The organism is Echinicola vietnamensis DSM 17526, assembly GCF_000325705.1.
Taxonomy (GTDB): domain Bacteria; phylum Bacteroidota; class Bacteroidia; order Cytophagales; family Cyclobacteriaceae; genus Echinicola; species Echinicola vietnamensis.
This window is the reverse complement of record NC_019904.1, coordinates 3,686,641-3,710,315: the sequence shown is the minus strand read 5'-3', so window position 1 is coordinate 3,710,315 and position 23,675 is coordinate 3,686,641. Positions and strand designations below refer to the sequence as shown.

19 protein-coding genes are annotated in these 23,675 nt (G+C 44.7%); 5 read left to right on the top strand and 14 right to left on the bottom strand.

Annotated elements, in window-relative coordinates:
- Positions 1–7 precede the first annotated feature (7 nt).
- A complete protein-coding gene (locus tag ECHVI_RS15140; protein ID WP_015266894.1) occupies positions 8–1,684 on the top strand; it encodes a RagB/SusD family nutrient uptake outer membrane protein in 1,677 nt (558 codons plus the stop codon).
- Between the two features lie 272 nt (positions 1,685–1,956).
- Here ECHVI_RS15140 and ECHVI_RS15135 read toward each other — a convergent pair whose 3' ends face one another.
- Positions 1,957–2,979 (bottom strand): LacI family DNA-binding transcriptional regulator, encoded by a 1,023-nt coding sequence (locus ECHVI_RS15135; RefSeq protein WP_015266893.1) that lies wholly within the window; start codon positions 2,977–2,979, stop codon positions 1,957–1,959.
- 364 nt (positions 2,980–3,343) lie between these two features.
- Here ECHVI_RS15135 and uxaC point away from each other — a divergent pair, with 364 nt between their 5' ends.
- From uxaC to ECHVI_RS15110, 4 genes are all read left to right on the top strand, one after another.
- Positions 3,344–4,771, top strand: coding sequence for a glucuronate isomerase (gene uxaC, locus ECHVI_RS15130; RefSeq protein ID WP_015266892.1), 1,428 nt, complete (start codon positions 3,344–3,346; stop codon positions 4,769–4,771).
- A gap of 18 nt (positions 4,772–4,789) precedes the next feature.
- The gene (locus ECHVI_RS15125; protein ID WP_015266891.1) at positions 4,790–5,605 is read left to right on the top strand and encodes an SDR family oxidoreductase; all 816 of its coding nucleotides are present in this window, start codon (positions 4,790–4,792) and stop codon (positions 5,603–5,605) included.
- A 61-nt stretch (positions 5,606–5,666) separates the two neighbouring features.
- Positions 5,667–6,845, top strand: coding sequence for a mannonate dehydratase (uxuA, locus tag ECHVI_RS15120; protein ID WP_041738722.1), 1,179 nt, complete (start codon positions 5,667–5,669; stop codon positions 6,843–6,845).
- 248 nt (positions 6,846–7,093) lie between these two features.
- Positions 7,094–7,363: a hypothetical protein gene (locus tag ECHVI_RS15110; RefSeq protein WP_015266889.1), complete on the top strand. Its 270-nt coding sequence runs from the start codon at positions 7,094–7,096 to the stop codon at positions 7,361–7,363.
- A 123-nt stretch (positions 7,364–7,486) separates the two neighbouring features.
- Here ECHVI_RS15110 and ECHVI_RS15105 read toward each other — a convergent pair whose 3' ends face one another.
- The 13 genes from ECHVI_RS15105 to ECHVI_RS15045 all read right to left on the bottom strand — a co-directional run bounded on the left by ECHVI_RS15105 (position 7,487) and on the right by ECHVI_RS15045 (position 23,658).
- Positions 7,487–8,509, bottom strand: a complete 1,023-nt coding sequence (locus tag ECHVI_RS15105) for a Gfo/Idh/MocA family protein (RefSeq protein WP_041738717.1) — start codon at positions 8,507–8,509, stop codon at positions 7,487–7,489.
- A gap of 663 nt (positions 8,510–9,172) precedes the next feature.
- A complete protein-coding gene (aqpZ, locus tag ECHVI_RS15100; RefSeq protein WP_015266887.1) occupies positions 9,173–9,856 on the bottom strand; it encodes an aquaporin Z in 684 nt (227 codons plus the stop codon).
- A gap of 365 nt (positions 9,857–10,221) precedes the next feature.
- Positions 10,222–10,875: a hypothetical protein gene (locus tag ECHVI_RS15095; protein ID WP_041739897.1), complete on the bottom strand. Its 654-nt coding sequence runs from the start codon at positions 10,873–10,875 to the stop codon at positions 10,222–10,224.
- A 1,336-nt stretch (positions 10,876–12,211) separates the two neighbouring features.
- Positions 12,212–13,822, bottom strand: coding sequence for a sulfatase family protein (locus ECHVI_RS15090; protein ID WP_015266885.1), 1,611 nt, complete (start codon positions 13,820–13,822; stop codon positions 12,212–12,214).
- 160 nt (positions 13,823–13,982) lie between these two features.
- Positions 13,983–14,687 carry a DUF3307 domain-containing protein gene (locus ECHVI_RS15085; protein WP_015266884.1) on the bottom strand — a complete coding sequence of 235 codons (705 nt, stop codon included), beginning with the start codon at positions 14,685–14,687 and terminating at the stop codon, positions 13,983–13,985.
- Entirely contained in the window at positions 14,684–15,382 is a 699-nt protein-coding gene (locus ECHVI_RS15080) for a helix-turn-helix transcriptional regulator (RefSeq protein ID WP_015266883.1), read from the bottom strand. Before ECHVI_RS15080 ends, ECHVI_RS15085 begins: the two co-directional genes overlap by 4 nt.
- Positions 15,383–15,504: 122 nt before the next feature.
- Entirely contained in the window at positions 15,505–16,515 is a 1,011-nt protein-coding gene (locus tag ECHVI_RS15075; RefSeq protein ID WP_015266882.1) for a Gfo/Idh/MocA family protein, read from the bottom strand.
- Positions 16,496–17,521 carry a 3-dehydro-L-gulonate 2-dehydrogenase gene (gene yiaK, locus ECHVI_RS15070; RefSeq protein ID WP_015266881.1) on the bottom strand — a complete coding sequence of 342 codons (1,026 nt, stop codon included), beginning with the start codon at positions 17,519–17,521 and terminating at the stop codon, positions 16,496–16,498. Before yiaK ends, ECHVI_RS15075 begins: the two co-directional genes overlap by 20 nt.
- A gap of 284 nt (positions 17,522–17,805) precedes the next feature.
- Positions 17,806–19,170 carry a pectate lyase family protein gene (locus ECHVI_RS15065; protein WP_015266880.1) on the bottom strand — a complete coding sequence of 455 codons (1,365 nt, stop codon included), beginning with the start codon at positions 19,168–19,170 and terminating at the stop codon, positions 17,806–17,808.
- Positions 19,154–20,587, bottom strand: coding sequence for a glycoside hydrolase family 28 protein (locus ECHVI_RS15060; protein ID WP_015266879.1), 1,434 nt, complete (start codon positions 20,585–20,587; stop codon positions 19,154–19,156). The genes ECHVI_RS15065 and ECHVI_RS15060 overlap by 17 nt, the downstream gene beginning before the upstream one ends.
- Positions 20,588–20,690: 103 nt before the next feature.
- Positions 20,691–21,080 carry a VOC family protein gene (locus tag ECHVI_RS15055; protein WP_015266878.1) on the bottom strand — a complete coding sequence of 130 codons (390 nt, stop codon included), beginning with the start codon at positions 21,078–21,080 and terminating at the stop codon, positions 20,691–20,693.
- A gap of 9 nt (positions 21,081–21,089) precedes the next feature.
- The gene (locus ECHVI_RS15050) at positions 21,090–22,163 is read right to left on the bottom strand and encodes a pectinesterase family protein (protein ID WP_015266877.1); all 1,074 of its coding nucleotides are present in this window, start codon (positions 22,161–22,163) and stop codon (positions 21,090–21,092) included.
- 10 nt (positions 22,164–22,173) lie between these two features.
- The gene (locus ECHVI_RS15045) at positions 22,174–23,658 is read right to left on the bottom strand and encodes a pectate lyase family protein (protein WP_015266876.1); all 1,485 of its coding nucleotides are present in this window, start codon (positions 23,656–23,658) and stop codon (positions 22,174–22,176) included.
- Between the last annotated feature and the right edge of the window lie 17 nt (positions 23,659–23,675).

Here is a 23,675-nt window from a genome sequence, read left to right as displayed (position 1 = left end):
AGAACTTATGCGAATCAATAGTTATAAAAACAAACTGTCCACCGTTTTTCTTGCTTGCTCCTTAGGATTGGGAATGGCCTTGCTGCCGTCCTGTGAAGGCGTATTGGAAGAAGAAGTTATTGCCAATATCGGGGATAATTACATGAATACACCCAGCGGTCTCCGTGATGGAGTGAATGCTGCCTATAGTACGTTCAGGTCTTTCTATGGAACCGAAAGAGGCAATAACTTTACGATTTTCGGTACCGACACCTACACCAATGGCGCCGACGGGAGCTGGAAATTCATGAACCAATATACTTCACAATTTGATCCTAGGACAGGCCATGTACGGGAAGTATGGAACAATTTTTATACAGGCATTAACACTTGTAATGCTGTTATCGATCGTGCACCAGCGGTGACTGGATTGGAAGAAAGCCTAAAGACCCAGTACATTGCTGAAGCCAAATTTATCCGTGCCCATCACTATTTCGTATTGACCCAACATTTTGGAGGGGTAGACCTTCAGCTAAGTGAGACAGTCGTTCCCACCAACGAGGTGGGGCGCGCCTCCTTGGCCGATATGTACACCGCCATTATTGCAGATTTAGAAGCTGCCATTCCAGACCTCGAACCTACCATGCGTGCCTCATCTTACGGAAAAGCCACCAGGCCAGCAGCAGAGCATCTTTTGGGATTGGTTTACTTGACCAAAGGCTACTCGGATGCCAGTGAAGGAAGTGATTTCTCCAATGCGGAATCCTATTTCCAAAAAGTGATTGATGATTATGGCTTCCAATTGCTTCCAGATTTTGCAGATGTCTATGCCTTCGGAAATGAAATCAATGACGAAGTCATTTTTAGTATTCAGTACACTCGTGATCCCCTTACCAATGGCGGAGGAAACAACACCCACCTCTATTTCCTAATGGAATACGATGTCCAACCGGGCATGCAGCGGGATGTTGCCAATGGTAGGCCTTGGAAAAGATACCGCCCGACAGCATACACCTTAAATCAGGCATTTGTCAATAGGGATGTGGATGCCCGCTATCAAAAATCGTTCAAGAATGTCTTTTATTCTAACAATCCCGGAGATTACAACACCACTTTTGACCTGAGCAAAAGCACCGTCTCCTTTGCGGAAGGAGATACAGCCATTTATATCCCTGGATATGAGATTCCTGAAGCTGAACGGGCCGCAAAACCTTATCAGATCCTCACGCCCAGCATGTACACAGATAAACTGTACCCTACGCTCAACAAACATTTAGATCCGGGCAGGCAGGATAAAACCCAAGCTGAGGGCGGAAGGGACTATATTGCTTTCAGGCTAGCGGACACTTACCTAATGCTGGCAGAAGCACAGTTCCAGCAGGATAAAATAGACGAGGCCTTAGAAAACATCAATATGATCCGGCGACGGGCTGCATGGCCTGGCAAAGAAGCCGAAATGGAAATCACTTCTGCTGAGCTCAACTTGGAATTCATCATGGACGAGCGTGCCAGGGAATTACTCGGAGAACAAAAGCGATGGATGGACTTGGCCAGATGGGGCGTATTGGTAGAGCGGGTTCAAATGTACAATGAAGCAGGTTCCCCAAACATTAAAGCGACCCATATTTTAAGGCCCATCCCTCAAGACCAAATTGACAGGACAGCTGGAGGAAGCGGCGCCTTCCCTCAAAACCCTGGATATTAACCCATTTTATTTACCACCAACCTATCAAACGCCAGCTGGACCTGTTTCAGTTGGCGTTTTTTTATTGCCTTAAAAAACCACCTTCAATTCTAGGATATAAAAAAGACTTCAAATAAGCGTGTGAATGTAAAATGCTATATGGAATCCTATGAATGCGAGGCCGATCGTCCGCCTATTGAACTCAGTTGAGACTATACAACATCCTTCTACTCGCTGCCGGACAAGCCTCAGGATGACTATCGAGCCAAACTTTTCCGTAGGGTGAAATCCCGTCAATTATGGGCCATTGAAGACTTTCTAATATGCATGGTAGAAGGCAAAACAATTACTTCATCCTCAAAATCAGGAGCATTCTTTTTGGTCAGCTTATTCATCAATAGGCTAGCTGCTTGCCGCCCAAATTCATGCGTGGGCTGGGCCACGGTGGTCAGACTCGGCGCCAAAAGATCTGCAATTTTCATGTTGGAAAAACAAGCTACCTTTAACTGATCGGGAATCGTCAACTGCAGGTCCCTGGCCACGTGATACGTGCTAATAGCCAGTTTTTCTACCGCCGCCAATACACCATCTGGGTTCACTTCGCTACATAAAAAATCTTTTATGATACGATGATTATCTTCGTCCGCATTCACGCATTTCAGCACCAGGGAATCATCCTGTGCGATACCATGATCTTTAAGGGCATCCAAATAGCCCCTGAGACGCTGCTGGCTGATCGATATTTCTTGGGACAATAATAAAAAAGCAATCCGCCTACAGCCTTCTTTAATCATATGGCTGGCCAGTTCGTACCCACTCTCGTAGCCGTTGGTGACAAATTTGGTGGTTGGAATGGTTTCGCAAATCCTATCAAAGAAGATGATGGGAATTCGTCTTTCATAAACATTGTGCAGGTGTTCTATGTCTTTTGTCTGGTGGGAAACTGACATCATAATGCCATCGACTCGCCCATTAAGCAAATGCGTCACGATTTCTTTTTCTTTTTCCACGTCTTCATGCGTATGATAAACCAACAAGTGGTAACCAAATTGCTGTGTTATCTCCTCTACCCCTTCGATCACTTGTGCAAAAAAATTATTGACCAAATCGGGAATGATCATCGCAATGGTCTTGCTTCTATGTTCCCGAAGACTTCTGGCAAATGGATTTGGCTGATAATTCATCTGCTTGGCCATATCCAGCACCCGTTTTTTGGTCTTCTCACTGATCTCATAGCTATCGTTTAATGCCCTGGATACCGTGGAAGGTGCCAGATTAAGTGCTTCGGCCAGTTTCTTTATGTTTACTCCACTCATTATTAATTATACAGCAGTTATGATATCAAATTTAAGTTATTTCGGGAATCCATTTTAAATTCAAGCCGATAAATACGTCCGCCATACTGCCCTTACCTGCCATCCAAGCGAAAACGATTCCGTGATTAAAGTATGTGATTTTTTTACAAAACCAGTAAACATTAGTTATTATTACTCAATAAAGGATTTCCCGGTAACACTTTAACCATCTTGGAACGGCCATCTCAAATGGAAGGTAAAATATTATTTCATTCCAGGCAGCCAACTATCATTTAACCTATGAAAATTGGGTGAACATCCAATTTTCAAAAGACCATTTTAGTGTTATCTCGTTAAAGGGCCTTAAAAATAAACCGTTAAAATTATGAGTAATGTTGAGCCCAAAGTAAAGGCTACTTTTATCAAAGAAAATTTCTTGTTACAAACTGAGATGGCAAATGTGCTCTATCACGATTATGCCAAAAACATGCCCATTATCGATTACCACTGCCATCTTTCTCCGAAAGACCTGGCCGAAAACAGGAAATTCGATAATATTTCCAAAATCTGGCTGGCAGGAGATCATTATAAATGGAGGGCCATGCGGACCTTGGGAATTGATGAAACGTATATCACAGGGACTGCTTCGGATAAAGAAAAATTCCAGAAATGGGCCTATACAGTTCCTTATACCATGCGGAACCCACTTTATCATTGGACACACTTGGAACTCCTCAGGTATTTTGGAATAGAAGAATTACTATCAGCCGATAATGCAGATGAAATCTACCAACAAACCAACCGCCAGTTGGAACAGGATTCACATAGTACCCAATCGCTCCTCACCGGAATGAACGTAGAAACGGTGTGCACCACGGACGACCCCACTGACTCCTTGGAATTTCATCGTAAAGCCGCTGAAAACGATATGCCGATTGGGCTTTTCCCTACTTTTCGTCCCGACAAATCCTTTGCTGTAGAAAACCTGGGGCAGTACAAGGCCTATTTAGAGCAGCTTGGTTCAGCCAGTAATATGGAAATCAACAGTCATGAACAGCTCATGGCGGCATTGGAAAACAGGATCGACTTTTTCCATCAACATGGCGGAAGACTTGCGGATCATGGCTTGGAGCAGCTTTATTATTTCCCTTTAGGGACATTTGATATTGAAATCCTTTTCAAAAAAATCCTTGCTGACAAACCACTTGACCGGGAAGAAACGGCCTATTTTAAGTTTGTCACACTCTTGGAGCTTTGCCGGCTTTACCATGCTAAAGGCTGGACGCAGCAATTCCACCTAGGGGCACTTCGCAACACCAATGAGCGCATGCTGGAAACGCTTGGACCGGATACAGGTTTTGATAGCATTGGAGACTTTGACCAAGCAAAATCCCTTTCCCAGTTTCTGAATGAACTGGACAAGACAGACCAACTATGCAAAACCATTCTTTACAACCTAAACCCTAGGGACAATGAGGTGATGGCCACTATGACGGGCAATTTCAATGACGGGTCCATCCGAGGAAAGGTGCAGTTTGGATCAGGGTGGTGGTTCTTGGACCAAAAGGATGGTATGGAAAAACAAATGAACACCCTTTCAAACATGGGCTTGCTTAGTTGTTTCGTGGGGATGCTGACGGATTCCAGAAGCTTCCTGTCCTTCCCCAGGCATGAATATTTCCGCAGAACCCTCTGTAACCTCCTCGGCAATGATGTAGCCAATGGAGAACTTCCTGCAGATGAAAAATGGCTTGGCAAGCTGGTTCAGGACATCTGCTATAACAACGCCAAAAGCTATTTTAACTTCCAATAAACAAACGCAATTAGAACCATGTCTGAATTATTTTCTGTAAAAGACACGATCATACTTATCAGTGGTGCCACGGGCGTCTTGGGCAACCAAATCACGCAGCACCTGGCCGCGGAAGGGGCTCAAGTAATCATTTTGGGAAGAAACCCCAATAAAGTAAAAGACTTAGTATCCTCAATCACCAATAAGGGAGGAAAAGCTTCTGCCCTCATCGCTGATGTGACCAATAAAGATGCACTGGAATCTGCCGCCCAACAGGTAGAAAGAGAGTTTGGCAGGATCGATGTGTTGATCAATGCCGCTGGTGGTAACATGCCCGGTGCCATCGTCACTCCAGATCAAAAGATTACTGACCTGGAGATAGAGGAGGTCAAAAAAGTCATGGAGCTCAATTACCTGGGAACGCTTCTTCCCATTCAGGTATTTACACCACTCTTACTTCAAAATCCTGCGGCCAGCATCATCAACATTTCATCGATGGCCGCCTCTCGACCACTCACCAGGGTAATGGGCTATGCTTCCGCCAAAGCTGCCATAGATAACCTCACCAAATGGCTGTCCGTAGAATTCTGCCAAAAATATGGAAAGCAGTACCGTGTCAATGCCATAGCTCCGGGATTTTTCCTTACTGAACAAAACCGAGCATTACTCACCGAGGATGATGGTAGCCTGACCGCTCGTGGCAACCAAATAATCAGCCATACACCAATGGACCGATTTGGAGATCCTGAAGACCTCTTTGGTGCAGTTACCTTTTTGTGCAGTAACGCATCCAAGTTTGTTACAGGAACCATCATTCCTGTGGATGGAGGCTTCAGTGCTTATGGTGGTGTTTAATAAATCACTACTAGAAAAAAATTAAACCATCAATAATTAAAACATTGTTTTTCAATTACTTATGAGTGACTTGATAAAAATGGAGCAAACCATGCGATGGTATGGTCCACAAGACCCAGTTACCTTAGCGGACATTAGGCAGGCAGGTGCTACCGGCATCGTATCTGCCCTTCACCATCTGCCCAATGGCGTCATATGGTCCCGTGAAGAAATAAAAAAACGTAAAGACACCATTGAAGCTGCTGGACTAACTTGGTCAGTGGTCGAGAGTATACCTGTCCATGAAAACATCAAGACGAGAAGTGGAAATTATCAGGAATACATTGCGAACTATAAAACTTCCATCGGAAACCTCGCGGCAGAAGGCATTCATACTGTTTGCTATAATTTTATGCCCGTGCTAGATTGGACCCGGACAGACCTGGCCTATGAACTGCCCAACGGGGCCAAGGCATTGCGTTTTGAATTACAGGCTTTGGCAGCATTCGATCTTTTTATCCTCCAGCGGCCCAATGCCGAAAAGGACTATAGCGAGCAGGTCATCAAACGTGCAGAAGCGTATTTTAAGGAAATGACTGAAGATGCCGAACAATTGCTCACCAATAATATCATAGCCGGTTTGCCCGGAGCAGAGGAAGGATATTCCTTGAAAGCTTTTCAGCAAGTCTTGGACACCTATCAGCATATCGATGCAGACAAGCTGGCCACAAACTTGAGATTGTTTTTGGAGGAAATCATACCTACTGCAGAAAAAAACAGGGTGTTTATGGCCATCCACCCCGATGATCCACCCTTTCCGATGTTTGGCCTTCCCAGGGTTATGAGCACGATCGACGATGTAAAACGGCTGGTCACGGAGACCCCGAGTGAATACAATGGAATCACCTTTTGTACCGGATCCTTTGGAGTACGAGCAGATAATGACCTGCCACAGATCATCCGTGAACATGGAGATCACATCCATTTTATCCATCTAAGAAGCACCCAACGGGACGCTTATGGCAATTTCCACGAAGCCAACCACTTGGAAGGTGATGTGCCTATCGTGGCAGTCATCAAAGAACTCATCAAAGTCCAATCAAGACGACAAAAATCCCTCCCGATGCGCCCGGATCACGGCCATCAAATGCTGGATGATCTCCGTAAAACCACCAATCCCGGTTACACTGGAATTGGAAGGTTGAAGGGATTGGCTGAGCTAAGGGGGCTAGAAATGGGGTTACTTCACGGATTAGAATAATCTTGCCCTTAATCCTTACCAACCATTAAGCGTGGGAAGTGTATGGCTTCCCACGCTTAATGACTAGAAGTGTATTCTTTTTTACTAAACATAACAGATCACTAAGTGCTTATCTACCCCCCTTCAAGTATCCATCTAACTAGCAGGCACTTGTATTTTTGAGGTGATCATTTAAGTCCATATCCCTTTGAATAAGGTAAAAAAGGTATGTTTTTTGTCTCTTAAAATAGAGTAAAACACCAACTATCATGAAGAAACTACTCATCACATTACCATTTTTTGCATTATTGTCTTGTGCTGCTTTTCGCATCAATGCTGATATTGGCATGTCCACCGAAGCATTTGAAGATTCCAATTTGAATGAGGAAATCATCGAAATGGATGAAACCTACACCGTATATACCATTCCCACCTCAGAATATGAAGAAAAATACTTTTACTTTAAAAACGACAAGTTGATCCGTATGGACGAGGGATATTACCTTCGAAAGGTGCTGTATCTGATGGATGCGGAATAAGACGGTCAAGGTAAAGTCCTAACACTTGATCTCAGCGAAATAAACAGCCATCAACCACCACTGGATCCTTGTCTCCTATCCATACCTTTATCAGGATCCTTAAGGTTAAAGCAGGACACACAATTAAAGGTTGATCTCTTTTCCTTTTTGAGAACTTTCATAAATCCCTAAAATTACCGCTAGGGATTTATTGGCCGTTTCGCCCGTAACCAAAGGGCCCTTGTCCTCGCGGATAGCCATCACCATGTCTTCGATTTGCATCATATGCAAGGCATGGCCAATGGCCATTGGGTCACCAGCCCCACTGCTTCCTTGACTTGAATGGGGCACTTTTGATGCTTGCCCCTTAATATTCCAAGCGACTATTTTTCCTGCCTCTAAGATCACACTACCTGCAGTTCCATATATTTCCAGTCGCTCGGGATATCCTGGAAAAAGGGATGTTCCTGCCGTAATATTACCGAGTGCACCATTTTCAAACGTCACCAAAGCAGTTCCGGTATCCTCCCCTTCAATGTCATAAAGTGCGGTCCTCACCTTTCCAAAAACAGAACTAACTTCTCCCATAATATCAAGCAATAGATCGATGGTGTGGATCCCTTGGTTGATGAATGCACCTCCCCCATCTCCTTTTATGGTTCCTTTCCAATCACTGCTTTCGTAATACTCCCTGTCCCGGAACCATTTGACATAGGCATTTCCCATGAGTAATTGGCCTAACTGACCATTCATGACAGCCGACTTAAGCAGCAGGTAGCCTTCATTAAAGCGATTTTGAAAAATCACGCCCAATTTCACTCCATGCGCTTTACAAACTCGAATCATGGTATTTGCCCGCTCCAAGCTGACTTCAATGGGCTTTTCGACCAAAACGTGCTTCCCCGCTTCGGCGGCCTTGACAGCAGGTTCCATGTGTTGGCCACTGGCCGTGCAGATACACACTACCTCCAGTTCGGGATGAGCCATAAATTCCTCGAGATTATCATAACCTTTTACCTGAAACTGGTCCTCAGCTCTTTTGGCTCTCTCTGGAGAAGAACTGCACACCGCCACCAATTCGGTAGATTTCAATTCATTGATGGCCGATGCATGTTTTTGGGCAATGGCACCTGTCCCGATAATCCCAAACTTGATTGGTTGAAGCATATTGAATGTGACTGATAGGGTAAACGGTTTAAGATACAAAAGCTAATGGTCTTTGCATAAAAATGGTGTTTTTAAAATCAAGATCCTACCATTCACTATAGCTTATGAGAAAACAAATTGGATGCCATTACAATAGCCCTAAAGGGACATCATATCAACCTCCAAGGGTGCTCCCATGGTTAAATGAACCATTCCAACATTCACGCTTACTCCCATTCATGGTCATTGGAGATAGCCATTTACTAAACGGCATGAACGGTCTTACCAACTAAACTTGCTAAAATAAGGGCTCCAAAAATAGGATGAAGCGGAAAAGTTGGGGCCTAACCTATTTCGATGGCTATAATACATATGCTTTGCCACTTTTGGTTTCTATTTGCCCAGGGATATACACGGATAAACACCGATGGGAAGCTTAAGGCATTGCAATTATGTGTCTATCAATTTTATCTTTGACTTAACGATGTTATGGACTTGGAAAGTGCTAAAATGGCCAGTTTATTGGTTGCTGGTGCTGGACTAGCAAATTGCCCAATCGTAACGGTAACTCCGTAAAATGCTCCATTAACATAAAAGGCTGCCTCCATTGCCAAAAAGACCAATAAGGGGCAGCCTTTTTTAGCTGGCCATTTTGGTGGTATCGCTAATGGCAAGCTCCATTCCCTACTTTTCAGGAGATAAATACTTATACACCCAACCGGCCAAGATCGCACCCACTATCGGGGCCACCCAGAAGAGCCATAACTGACCCAAAGCCCAATCGCCTACAAATATCGCCTGACTGGTGCTTCTGGCAGGATTTACAGAAGTATTGGTCACAGGAATACTGATCAGGTGGATCAGCGTCAGGCATAATCCAATGGCCACACCAGCCAATCCTTGCGGAGCCTTGGAGTGCGTTGCTCCTAGGATCACAAATAAGAACGCAAAAGTCATGACCACTTCTGTAACCAATGCAGCGGTCATCCCATATCCACCGGGAGAATGCTCCCCATAACCGTTTGCTGCAAAGCCACCCAATTCAAACGCAGGATTGTCCGAGGCAATTACGTAAAGCACCGCAGCTGCCACCAAGCCTCCCAGCACCTGTGCCAAGATGTAGGGCAGCAATTCCTTGGCTTCAAACCTTCCCCCTGCCCATAACCCAATGGAAACGGCCGGGTTCAAGTGACAACCTGATACATGTCCAATGGCATAGGCCATCGTCAAAACAGTAAGACCAAATGCTAAAGCTACGCCAGCAAATCCAATCCCAAGTTCCGGGAAAGCCGCAGCAAGTACAGCACTGCCGCAGCCACCTAATACAAGCCAAAAAGTTCCAATAAATTCTGCAATCAGCTTTTTCATGATATATATGGTTTAAGTGTAAATCCATACGCTGAGAGCAGGAACACGAGTACCTTACGTCATCATCCTTACGTCTGTGGGTTCACTGCTAATCAATGAAAGCCTTCCGAATCCGACATGATAGGTGGTTTCACAACCTAATCATGTATTCAGGAAAACTTTCCATTTTCTTTATTCCAAAAAAAGACTGTATCATCCTTCTAAACACGTCATCAAAACATTCAGAGCCTAGCGATCTACCTGTGAAGAATGTGATCTCATAATACTTTCAATGTGAGAATAAAGATCACCATTTCCACTAGACAGAAAAGCCATGACGTGGACGATTGATACAGTCCATTATCCTTGCAAAAGGAGTAATAATGTTAATTCAGTTTAAAGACCAATCCACCACCTAAGCTAAATTGGTAGATGGAAGAGTAACTGTTTACACCAGCTCCAGCACCTCCTGTCCCAAAATAAAATCCGCCGCCTACGGATTGGACAGCAGAGAGCAATTGGGCCTGTACTTTTATGCCGACACGTTCTGATCCCCACATAATTCCTCCTCCTTTTAGGCCCCAAGCCATTTTGGTGGCATTGTTGCTATTTCCATTGTCAGGGTTATACAGTTCCGCCACCACTAATCCTCCCATCACGCCAAAAAAGCCTTCCAAGTTTCCACTTGGTGCTTTAAAATACCTGGCAGGAGCCACCATGATATAGTTGATGCCCAAATCAAAGTTTGTGCGTTGGTCCACAAAACCGGAATAACTATAACGGGTCGGACTATTCGTGTCTTGTCTCAGGTAAAGCACTTCGACTCCGACCACATCATTCACTACATATTCGAGTCCTCCTCCCCATTGAAAGCCATCCTCAATCCTGCCACTGTAATAGTAATTATTTCCGACATCCCAATAAGAGTCAAACTTATCAGCAAAAGCATAGGAGCCGTAAACATTTAACCTAACGTCTTGAGAAAACCCCTCGAAGGAAAACAAACACAGCATCAAAACTGCACAAATAAACTTTTTCATGTCTACTATAAATTTTAGTTCTTTTTCACTGAATGGGAAAGGACATTTCCATGTCAAAAAGACCTTCTTGACAAGAAACTGCAAACTATTCCTCATATACATAGTTACTTAAATCCTGCCCGATACCTACTAAAAAAAGCCCGTTATCGGTAAAAGATTATAATTTTGTGCATAATAATGCCAATCAAAGATGGGGGTAGCCTATTTCGTTGGGTAAATATGTTCTTCGCCACCTTTGGTTGCTATTTGGCCATGGATGAACGCTGATAAACACAGATAGGATGCATAAGGCGTTGCAAATCCGTGGTATGGTGTATGATGTAAACTCGAAAGTTAACCCCAAAGGGGCGGCACATTCATAGTCATGGGTGAAGCCCATGGTGAATTACCCCATTCAACGTTTTCCGTTTTAGCCGCATGGACCGCCCTATACTCCACAACTTCCCGCTAAAACCCATTCGAGCAGATGGAGGAAAAGTATCGTTTTAGCGGTGTGAAATTTTCTTTCATAGGAACATGTCGAAAATCATCCCCCCAAAAATATTGCTTGATCCATTATACCTGCGCTTGCCACCTTTGGTTGCGCTTTGCCCACGGATGAACGCTGATAAACACAGATAGGATGCTTAAGGCATTGCAAATCCGTGGTATGGTGTATGATGTAAACTCGAAAGTTAGCCCCAGAGGGGCGGCACATTCATAGCCATGGGTGAAGCCCAGGGTAAATTAGCCCAACCAACGTTTTCTGTTTTAGCCGCATTGCCCGCCCTATTCTCCACAACTTCCCGCTAAAACCCATTCGTGCGGATTGAGAAAAAGCATTGTTTTAGCGGTGTGAAATTTTCTTTCATAGGAACATGTCGAAAATCATCCCCCCAGAAATATTGCTTGATCCATTATACCTGCGCTTGCCACCTTTGGTTGCGCTTTGCCCACGGATGAACGCTGATAAACACAGATAGGATGCTTAAGGCATTGCAAATCCGTGGTATGGTGTATGATGTAAACTCGAAAGTTAGCCCCAGAGGGGCGGCACATTCATAGCCATGGGTGAAGCCCAGGGTAAATTAGCCCAACCAACGTTTTCTGTTTTAGCCGCATTGCCCGCCCTATTCTCCACAACTTCCCGCTAAAACCCATTCGTGCGGATTGAGAAAAAGCATTGTTTTAGCGGTGTGAAATTTTCTTTCATAGGAACATGTCGAAAATCATCCCCCCAGAAATATTGCTTGATCCTGTATTGTTCGCAAGTGAAAAATCCCCCAAAGGAACCAAAAAAACATCCCCTGTGGCTCGACTGGCCTACAGGGGATGTTTTTATCATGTGACGTTCATTTTATTTTGAAGGCACGACCACTTTATCCTGATATTGGTCCACGAGTTCGTCCAGTTTTTGGTGCATCTGGGCTTTTACTTCTGCATAAGCAGGATCCTCGTACACATTGTTCATTTCATGTGGATCTTTCTCTAGATCATAAAGCTCCCATTCATCCACATCGTAATAAAAATGGATCAATTTATACCGGTCGGTCCTTACGCCATTGTGCCGCTTTACCGCATGGATGCCTGGATATTCATAATAATGATAGTACAGGGCATCTCTCCATTCCACTTGCTCGCCCTTCAGTAAAGGGAGCATGCTCTTCCCTTGCATTTCTTTTGGGATCTCCACCCCCGCGGCATCCAAAAATGTCTCTGCGAAATCCAAATTCTGCACCAAATCTGTATTTCTGCTGCCTTCCTTGATCACCCCTGGCCATTTGATCATCAGCGGTGTCCTGAAGGATTCCTCATACATAAAGCGTTTATCAAACCACCCGTGTTCTCCCAAGTAGAACCCTTGGTCAGAAGTATATACAATAATGGTGTTTTCGGCCAAGCCATTTTCTTCCAGGTAATCCAGCAACCTGCCAACGTTTTCATCCACAGATGCAATGCTAGCCAAATAATCCTGCATATACCGTTGGTATTTCCACTTGGTCAATTCCTCACCGCGCAGGTCTGCCTGTTCGAATTCCTCGTTAATTGGGCCATATACCGCTTCCCAAGCTGCCCTTTCAGTCTTGCTCATCCGGTCAAGGTTGTTATGATACGCATTGGGATACCAGGTCAGAAAATTCTCATACCTCATTTTCTCGGCAATGTCAGGATGTATTTTATTATCGCTGGTGACGCCCATATGGGTAGCGATGCGCATTTCTGCCTCCTTGGCAGCAGTTCCTCTACCGCTATAATCATCAAATAAACTTGCCGGCTCAGGAAACTCCTTGGTCGTATACTCGCGGAAGTTTTCTTCCGTTGGAAGCCACTCTCTGTGTGGTGCCTTGTGCTGGTACATCAACATAAAAGGCTTATCTTCCTTTTTAGCCCCTTCCAACCAATCAATCGCAAAATCGGTGATCAAATCCGTTACATAGCCCGAGTCCAACACCGTTCCATTTTCAGTTCTAAATTCAGGGTTGTAATAGTGACCCTGACCTGGCAAGACCTTCCAGTAATCAAACCCCGTAGGCGCTGTCTTCAAATGCCATTTACCGATCATGGCAGTCTGATAGCCATTTTCCCGAAGTATTTTGGGGAAGGTCATTTGGGTACTGTCAAACTTTACGGCATTGTCTACCAATCCGTTCATATGGCTGTGCTTACCTGTCAAAATAACCGCCCGGCTAGGAGCACAAATGGAATTACTGACAAATGCCTTTTCAAAAAGCATTCCCTCGTTTGCAATTCTATCAATATTAGGAGTCTGGATCAACTTGTCGCTGTAGGCACTAATGGCCTGATAGGCATGGTCATCCGACATAATGAAGATGATATTGGGACGCTCATTGCTCGTCGCTTCCCCTTCTTCTTTTTGGGTAGTGCAGGAAAACAGTGCGGCAATGAGGCCTATGGCCATCAATGTCCGTGTAGTTTTTCTTCCTGCCGAATTAGTTTTGGGATACATGAAATACAACTGTTATTGGGTTATCAAAGTGTAAACTTAGGCAAAAAGACCTAGTATATCAATCCTATCTTTTCGAATATCTTTACATAAGCCACGCAAGCTTTTGCAAAATTATTAGGGTGATCTAGCGATAAGATACGTGTTCGCGCAAGGCAACTTCCTATAGCAGTTCTACAAAGGTTCCCAGGAGAATTGCTATTCCAAAGCTAATCAATGTACCGATCAAAACATATTCGGCCTTCAAAATGTCGTCATTTTTAAACCTTAAAATGGACTTGGCAGCAATTAAAAATCCAACGGCCTGAAATTCTCCCAATAAAATAAACGTGAGCACCAATATTCGTTCTAAAACACCGATCAGTTTTCCGGCATTGGGGAGGTCGTTTGTACCCGGAACTTTGATTTCATAAGCCTTCAGCGTTTCTTTGATAAAGATGTTTGAAGGCTTCAAACATACCATATACGCAAAAATTATCATGAGTGAATGAGCGGACAACTTCATTTCCCACCAAGGATTGATTCCCAAATAAAGCCCATAGCCCATCGTCACCACTACAATCACCAGCAGGTGTAATGCCTGATCGATAAAGAAGGCGTACTTTCCTAACCACTTGCTTCTGTTTAGGTACACTTTCAGCCCATCGATGATGTAATGTGTCAAGGCAATCACCAGTGCTCCATATATGAAATAAGCCTGAAATGATAGTCCCCACGACAGTAAAAACACGATCAATATATGCCACTTTAAAAAGGGGCTCCTAAAGCCATGGGTGTTTTTCTGAGCTGCCAAACGGTCATTTTGGAAATAAAAATCTGCCAACATATGGGCAAGGAGCTGTAAAATAAAAAGCTGGACTAGATTCATGAGTGGTGACGCATTATGGTACGATGATAATAGGCTACGGTTTCTTCAATGGCATTCCAGCCAACACTGGTGCTGTGCTGATTGATCACAGACTGGCTTACACCAAACTTCTGCGCGATCTCATCTTCACTCAACCCCATCAATTTCCAGTATAAAACCTCAGACTGACGGGCAGTAGCCTTGCTGATCAGCACATCCAAGAGCCCCATCACCGGATCAAATTGGTCCTTTAATGTTGCTTCATTTGATTCGAAAAACAAGGTCTGTTTGATCACGATCCTTTGCTTCTTACGGCCACTGTGTTCGTTCACCTTTCGTCCAGAAAGGTAAATGGCCTCACCATCGATCACCCCCGTGTCCGTATCAAACGTAGAAAGCTCTCCATAACCTAAGGCCAAGCGAATACCATGGGTCTTGAACAATTTAATACGGTTTTGATCACTGCTGTCTTCGCCGTCTTGTACCTCAATTGATTTTACATAGCTCTTAATGGCCAACGCCACTGCAAGCGACTCTGCTGGCATCCTGCACACACACTCTATGTAATCTCCCTTCAGGACTCTCCCATAAGTATCGAATTTTGAGGATAGCTGACCGAACAAATCCTTTAAACGGTCATGTAACATTAGCCTATCTTCTTTTACCAAGCTGGTAGAAGAAACGACGTCTCCTGATATTACCGTAACTTTTGCCATATAGGGATCCTATAACCGTTCTAAATATAGCACTTAGTACTTATAAAATCAATTTATAAGCTAAAAAACTTATAATTATTATTTATAGGTATTTAAACTTATAAATATATTTTATATTGTTTTTAACTTATATTTGAACACTTCCCAACAATTGCTTCCAATATTTGATTGGTTCTGCTTCCAGATACCCCGTCTGATGGACTTAAAGTCAATCCTAAGAGATCACCCACTACCAACTGAATCAAAGGCATTTGAATATGCTTAGGCAAAGAAAATTCAAATAATTCTTTCCCGTGATCATCGGTTTCAAGCAGTACATTACCAGCCCCAAACGTTTCGTAGCTAATGCTCCCTTTACTCCCATAAATGACGGTAATGTCCTTCACATCTGTTTTACTGGAAGCGAAACACCAGCTGCCACTTCCCAGTACACCAGATTCAAATACAAAAGACGCTACTACCATATCTTCTGCTGCATACAGCTCCGCTTGATTCGCGGCCATTCCTTTGGCAGATTGGATAGGCCCCAAAGCAAAATCCAAGAAGTCCAGCTGATGACTGGCCAAATCATAAAAATACCCTCCACCGGCTATGGAAGGATCCACCCTCCAGTGATGCTTCTGATGCTTGACCACCTCAGGTTTGGGCACCTGATTCATCTGGATAGAAACATGACGAACGTCTCCGATGGCTCCTTCATCAATCAAGCTTTTGATTTTCAGGAAATGGGGTAAAGCCCTTCTGTAATACGCCACGTAAAGGGGAACCTTCGCCTTTTCACAGGCCTGAATCATATCCTGACATTCTGCATAAGTTCTGGCCATGGGTTTTTCCACATAAACGGGCTTACCCGCTTCGGCGGCCATTAACGTATAGTCTTTGTGAACATCGGGAGGTGTCGCGATATAGATGGCATTGACATCAGGATCATTTATCAATGCCTCCCCATCGGTATACCATTTGGGGACTTGATGTCGCTTGGCATAATCCTTCACCTTTTCCTCATTTCTACGCATTACGGCTACCAATCGGCTGTTTTCCACCAAATTCATGGCAGGAGCACTCTTGACTTCGCACACGTCCCCTACTCCTATAATCCCCCACCGGACTTCATTATCCTTGATTTTCTTCATGCAAGTATTTTTTTATATCACGCCAGATATCCTCATCCACCGGAACCCCATTTCGAGTGTTATAATCCCTTGTGTTGAGTGTTTGTTCACCAGGATAGCGGAGCGAGTCGCCTTCCTGAAAGACACCGCTTTTCTTCAAGTCCTGTATGACCTTGTCAAGCCGCTCTTCCATCCATTCCTCCAATCCAAAACCTTTAGGATCTAGTGCCAAAAAAACCTGGGAAAGCCCTCTTTCACCCTCATGCGTTCCTACCTCGTGAGTGGCATCACCACCGGACAAGACCATCGCAAGCATATCCAACACCAAGGAAAGCCCGGCACCTTTCCACAAACCAATGGGCAGGGCCATTTCCTTTTCGATAATGGCCGATGGGGAACGGCTAAGGTTTCCGGCTTCATCAAACCCTGCGTCATAAGGCATTTCTTTGCCCGCTTTGGCATGAATGGCCATTTTTCCATAAGCAAACTGGGACATCGCCATATCCAAGACGATAGGGCCATTTTGACGGGGTATGGCCACCACTAACGGATTGTTCCCCAGCTTGGGCTCACTTCCTCCCCAGCCTGGCATATTCGGTTTGGTATTGGTAAAACAGATCCCTATACACCCCGCCTCCACGGCTTGCCAACCGTAATTCCCGGCTCTCATCCAATGGTTGGTATGCTGCAGTGCTACCACACCAAAACCAGTGGATTTTGCCATGGAAATAGCAGCATCCATAGCAGCATGGGCATTGAGGTTCCCAGGCCCTGAATGCCCGTTCCACCGCTCAAAACTCCCGAATTTGGCCACAACTTCCGGATCAGCTGTAGGAATGATCCATCCCAGGTCTACGTACCTTAGGTAATCCAAAAACCGATTCAGGCCGTGCGAAGGCACGCCGTCCAAACTGGCTTTTGCAAATAGATAGGCACTAAGGGCCGCCTTTTCATCTGTAAATTGATGATGCAAAAGCACTTGTTTTAAGGTCGCTTGAATTTCTGAAAAATCAACTCTTTTTTCCATAACAAATAATCCACTTCAATTTACCGAATATATGACCTCATCCAAAAAAGAGTTGTGCAATTTTAAAATTATGGTAATTGATGGTCAAACGAAAAATGAGGAACTGAACACGGGTCAAACCATATGCATTGGAATAGCTATTCGTTACCAGGCATGGCCACAGGGATCAAAAACTAAAAATTCTTTTTTACTTGATCCCTGTAGCCCAAAAATTTCCAATGACACACTGATGATAGGTCCCGTTCGCCCGCAGCTCCATGGACATTTTCCTAGCTCCCCACAGGTTAATTGTCGGACACCAAACTATTTAAGTAGACCTCCACACTTGTATAAAACTCATGGAGGGTATTTCCAGCCGCATCAGTAGGGTCATGACTATCCAGTCCCATTTCCTTCTCCCAAGCATCAGGCATCCCATCGCTGTCGGTGTCTTTTGGCGGCTTTTTTGACCTTAACGTGGGCCATCCGCCTACATCGTCCTGACTATCGATGATACCATTTTGGGCATTTCCAGCGGAACTGTTGCCCTTTTTCACCTCCTTTAGCAGGCGTTTATCTACTTTGTCACGCTGATAGCTCGCCCCGGCATGGTTAAGCACTCGCAAATAAGCTATAGACGCTTTTTCCGTCCCTTGATCCATCAAAAAAGGAAATGGTTCATGCACCAGTACCGCATTTACATCCGGCACGCCATCCACTCCTAAACGGTTATCTTTTGAGATTTTACAGTCTTGGGCATTGACGTTTCCGGAGAGATAAAATTGCCCATAAGGTTCGTAAGGCTCAATGATCCGATCTTCATTGGACGCAGTGGCAGGGCCGGGTTGATAATAATTGCCCACCATATTATAATGCCCCTGCTCACCGCCATACGCGTTGTTGTTCTTCCAGTTATAAATGACATTGTTCCTGAAATCCACCACTTCATGGGCTGGATTTTTACTGGTTCGGGCACCATTAAACCGGGGTAGTCTGCTGGCATGATTAGCGATCAGGTTATGATGAAAACTGGCTTTGTTCCCACCCCAGATCCCTCCATAGCCATGGTTTCCCTTTTCGTGAACAGATGCATTCAGACTCTCCGATACGATACACCACTGCAGGGTGAAATTTTCATTGTCATAAAAGGATCCACACTCATCCGTGGCCCAACTTAGCGAACAATGGTCGATGATCACATCCTTCTGCCGCAAACAGCTCATGGCATCGTCCTGAACTCCCTTTTCATCACCCATACGACTCCGAATATACCTGATGATGATGTTTTCTCCTTTGATCTTTATGGGATAATGCTGCAAGGTAATCCCTCCACCCGGAGCACTCTGTCCGGCAATGGTAAGGTCTCCATGGTTAATGTCCAAGCTGGATTCCAATTGGATATTTCCGGATACGGCAAAAACAATAATCCGGGGCTCTTTCTTTCGGATGGCTTCCCTCAAACTTCCCGGTCCTTCATCATTTAGATTGGTCACTACATACACTTTGCCTCCACGGCCTCCGCTAGTATACTTCCCAAAACCATCTGCTCCTGGAAAGGCAATTGCCCTTTCATTTGATTCCCTGTCAGGATCATGTTGACCATGGGAGGAAAAAGAAAACAGTAAGTATAACAAAAACAGGCCAAAACGATATTTACTCTTCTTGCCCATAACTCACCGCTTTGCCATTGATGGTAACATTCTTAAATCGCACTCCTTTCACATTGGAAAACGTATAGGCCTCTTCGGCATTTTTAATGTTGACATTTTCCAAGGTGATATTTTCTACTGGGGAATTTTCATATCCTTCCAAGAGGACCCCTACTTTTCCGCCATTCTCCACTGTCATGTTTTCCACATGGATATTGCGGACAGTGGGCACATAGGCCCCGCTATCTTCATAAAACATGTTCACCCTGACCACTTGCTGGGCTATCTGCCCCACGTCGATATTTCTCAGGTAAATATCTTCTATGATCCCGCCCCTCATGGAACTGGTTTTGATGCGAAGGGCCCTGTCCAAATGAGGACTGTTCATTTCACAGTTTTCTGCGAAAACATTCCTTACCCCTCCAGAAATCTCACTACCGATCACCACTCCACCATGACCATCGGCCATTTTACAGTTTTGGATAATGATATTTTCACTGGGCACGTTGATTCGTCTACCGTCGGCATTCCTGCCTGATTTGATGGCAATGCAATCATCACCGGTATTGAAATAACAGTCTTTGATCAACACATTCTTACTGGATTCCGGATCACAACCGTCTGAATTAGGGCCGTGGCTCTCTACAGTCACGCCTTCAATGGTCACATTCTCGCACAATACAGGATTTAATATCCACATTGGTGAATTGACGATTTTAACACCTTCCACCAGCACATTTTTGCAGCGGTATGGCTGTACAAACTGAGGCCGGAGGTAAAATCCCTCACCAAACTTTCGCTCTTCAACAGGTACACCATCTTCTGCCATCTGGAATAGGGCATGCCTTTTATCGGCATCTTCTTGTTGCGGGTCTCCTTCCGTATAGCCATACTGGGTTTTTCCTTTCCAAGGCCACCAATTGGTCTCATTGGCCTGACCGTCAAGTATTCCTTCACCTGTGATAGCGATGTTTTCTTCCTCAAAGGCATATACCAAGGGAGAGTAATTCATCAGCTCTACGCCTTCCCAGCGGGTATAGACGAGTGGCAAATAGTCTTTTGGATCAGTGGAAAACATCAACCTTGCGTCCTTCTCCAAATGCAAATTCACATTGCTTTCCAAATAAATGGGACCTGTGGGATAATCCCCCGGTGGAACGACCACCTTACCTCCTCCAGCTTCTGCGCAGGCTTGAATGGCCGATTTGATCGCCTGACTAGCGTCTGTGCTCCCATCTCCCACGGCGCCAAAATCAGAAATCACAAAAGTCTGATCGGGAAACGAGGGCTTTTGGATACTTTCTAATATGGCCGGAACCTGATCCCAAACACTGGGAACAATGGTGTTTTCCGATTGCTCCTTTTTGCTACAACTGACCATCAGTGTCAAGCCGAAAAGCATTCCCAATAGCGAGGTGAATTTATATCGATGTGTCATGATTTCTTTTTCTTTATTTTATTTTTTACAATCGGTCAATATAATTGACCTCTGTTCAATTCAATAAACAGATCAACCCTATAGATTAATAGAGCGCTAATGATTAAAGCTTGAGCATGGGTTTAGCGCGTTTGCAGAGCTGCAAAGCCAAGCCCCAGGGATCCTTTAACATGACCAAGTGCGATCCGTCCTCAAGGACATCATCACTGATCACTTCGGCCCCTGCAGCAACTAATCTGTCTCGGTCAGCCGCGGGATCTTCCGATACCAGCGCCAAATGAAGCACCAAAGGGTGTTGGCTATTAAATTCCAGTACAGGTGCTTTTGGATTGTTATAAATCTCCAACATGATGGTATCACTGTCATCTGCAAGAAAAGTCATGTAAGGACTGGAGTCTTGCTTGCTCACAACACTAAGGCCAATATGCTTTTCATACCAATCTGACATGGCCCGAGGTTGGGCTACATTGATCGCAAAATGCTCAAATTTCATAGTGATTATCTATTTAATTAATTCGGACAAATCCTCTAAAAGGACATAAGGATCCCAGTTGTCCGTTACTTTATTTTCAGCATAGGTTGATTGGAGAACTTCGAGGGTTTCATAAGCCCCAACTTCATCCTCATCCAATTGCCTGGACCAACTGACCCTTTGGGTAGTAGTTGCCCCTGCTCCTGTATTCCCATACTCTACAAATCGGGCAGTCTGTTCATTGTCACTGTTTCCCCAATTGTTCCATCCTGCCGGTTTGATAAAACCGCCCATTTCACACTGGATATAGGCGACGGCAGCATATGGTCTCCATGGCCTCCCCAGGTCCGTCTTCACCCCTGATTCGGCGGTAAGGGTACATTCCCGAAATACCAACCCATAATCCACATACGACTCGGTGGAAGCTGCAGTGATGGAGGTTCCTCCATAGGAGTGGATTTCACAGTTTTCAAATACCGCTGTGACCGGGCCAAAGATGAAATCAACCGTACCTTCAAGGTAGCAGTTTTTAAGAAACATTCGCTTTCTATTCCCATAAAAAGTATCCTGTCTGCCTAAAAAACTGCAATGGTAAAACAAAGCCCTGTCGCTATTGACATAAACGGCCAAACCTGGCCCATGCTCCGTCCCAGCACTGTTCTCAAAGGTCATGTTCACGGCCACAAATCCTTCACCGTGAATATAAGTACTGGCCGATCCACTCGTTCCAAATGGCGCTCCTGTCTCCTCATCGATTTTCTCCGCGGCATTGTCAAACGTTAACACCACCTCGCCTTTTGTTTCACCGATCAGCACCAAATTATCTTTTCCCTTTGGGATCTCTATTTCTTCCTGATAAGTGCCATTTTTCACCAAAATGTACTGATGATCCTGCTGAAAGGAGCGTGCGGCATCTATCGCTTCCTGAACAGATAAAAAATCACCTGATCCCTTTTGGTCTACTATAAAATCGTAGGTAATGTCACCTGTTGCTGTGTCCTTTTCAGGTGTCATTTCCTCACTCCCAGAACAGCTTATAGGAGGAAGTAACAACAGCAGCAAGCCCGTTTTCATTAGGCCTTTTGCTTTGCGAACATCAATCATAAGGTAAATTTTAAGGCAATGGGAAATCGGTAACGAGACTATTGAGGTATATTTCCAAGTAGGTATATGGCGTCCCGGGTTTGATCTCACGACCATCATCGGCATTTTCAGGATCCAATTCATGGGTAGTTTCCCAGTCGTCAGGTATACCATCTTCATCCGTATCGATCACAGGTTTCCCTGCTTCCAGCATCGGCCAGCCCCCCACATCACTTTGGGTGTCGATGATGCCGTTGGTGCTTCCGTTGGAGCCCTGTGCGTCAAAATCCCCTTCTTGGACACTGGCAATTATCCGGGAATCCACCTCATCTCTTTCTAAATTGGCTCCTGCCTGACCCAGTACGAGCTCATAGGCCTCTTCAGCGTCATGCGTCGTCACCGTAAAACCTTCCAGTTCATGCGGTTGGTTCATTTTCATGGCTGCCTTATCGGCATCACTGACCGTGCCATAACTGCTGTGGAATTGGTTAAACACACCATAAGTCCAGTTGTCATTTGACGTCTGTGAGCTACCCTCTACCACGTTTCCATCAATATAGAACTTGCCCCAAATGTCATAAACCTCCGTCCCTTCATTTTTATTTTTATCGATGGACATGATCCGGTTTCGTTTACTTCCCGAAGGACTTGCCGGCCCGGGTTTGTAATAACAGTTGACGATATTGACATTCATGGCTTCACCGCCATAAGCCGCGTTATTTCCCCAATTGTAAATCACATTATTCCGAAGATCCACCAAATCCGTCAGCGCAAAAGCTTTTCCCGCTTCTTCTCCCAGTCGTGGATTTCTGCTATCATGATGGGCCAGTAAGTTATGATGAAAGGAAGCATACCGACCACCCCAAATGCCTCCATATCCATGACTGCCTTTTTCATGAACGGAGTTCTTAAGGCTCTCAGCGATAATGCACCACTGTAAGGTGAAATTCTCATTCGCATAGAATGAAACACACTCATCTGTAGACCAGCTCATGGAACAGTGGTCAATGATAATGTCTTTATGAAACCGACCACCAAGGGCATCCCCTTCTTGGTCTGCCGTGTCCCCCATCCTGAAGCGAAGATAACGGATGATGATATTGTCCGCATCGATGGTCACGGGATAATTCCTCAGGGTGATCCCGCCCCCAGGAGCAGTCTGACCTGCGATGGTGACATCGCCCCTACTGATATTCAATTTTGATTTTAACGCAATCGTCCCTCCTACATTAAACACAATCGTTCGTTTACCTGCTTGGTTTATAGCGTAGCGCAGAGAACCCGGACTATTGTCATCGTCCAATCTAGTTACATAATAGACCTCTCCACCACGACCTCCAGTGGTATATTGTCCATAACCTTCTGCTCCTGGAAAAGCATATTCCGGTCCTTCATACACTTCATCCTCCTCTTCCTCATCAGGCGTTGGTGCAGGCTCCGATTCACTGCAACTGATGTTTAGCATCAACATGACGATCAAAAATAGAGATCGAAAAATTAAATGGTTAATTCTCATAATGATCAGGGTTTATT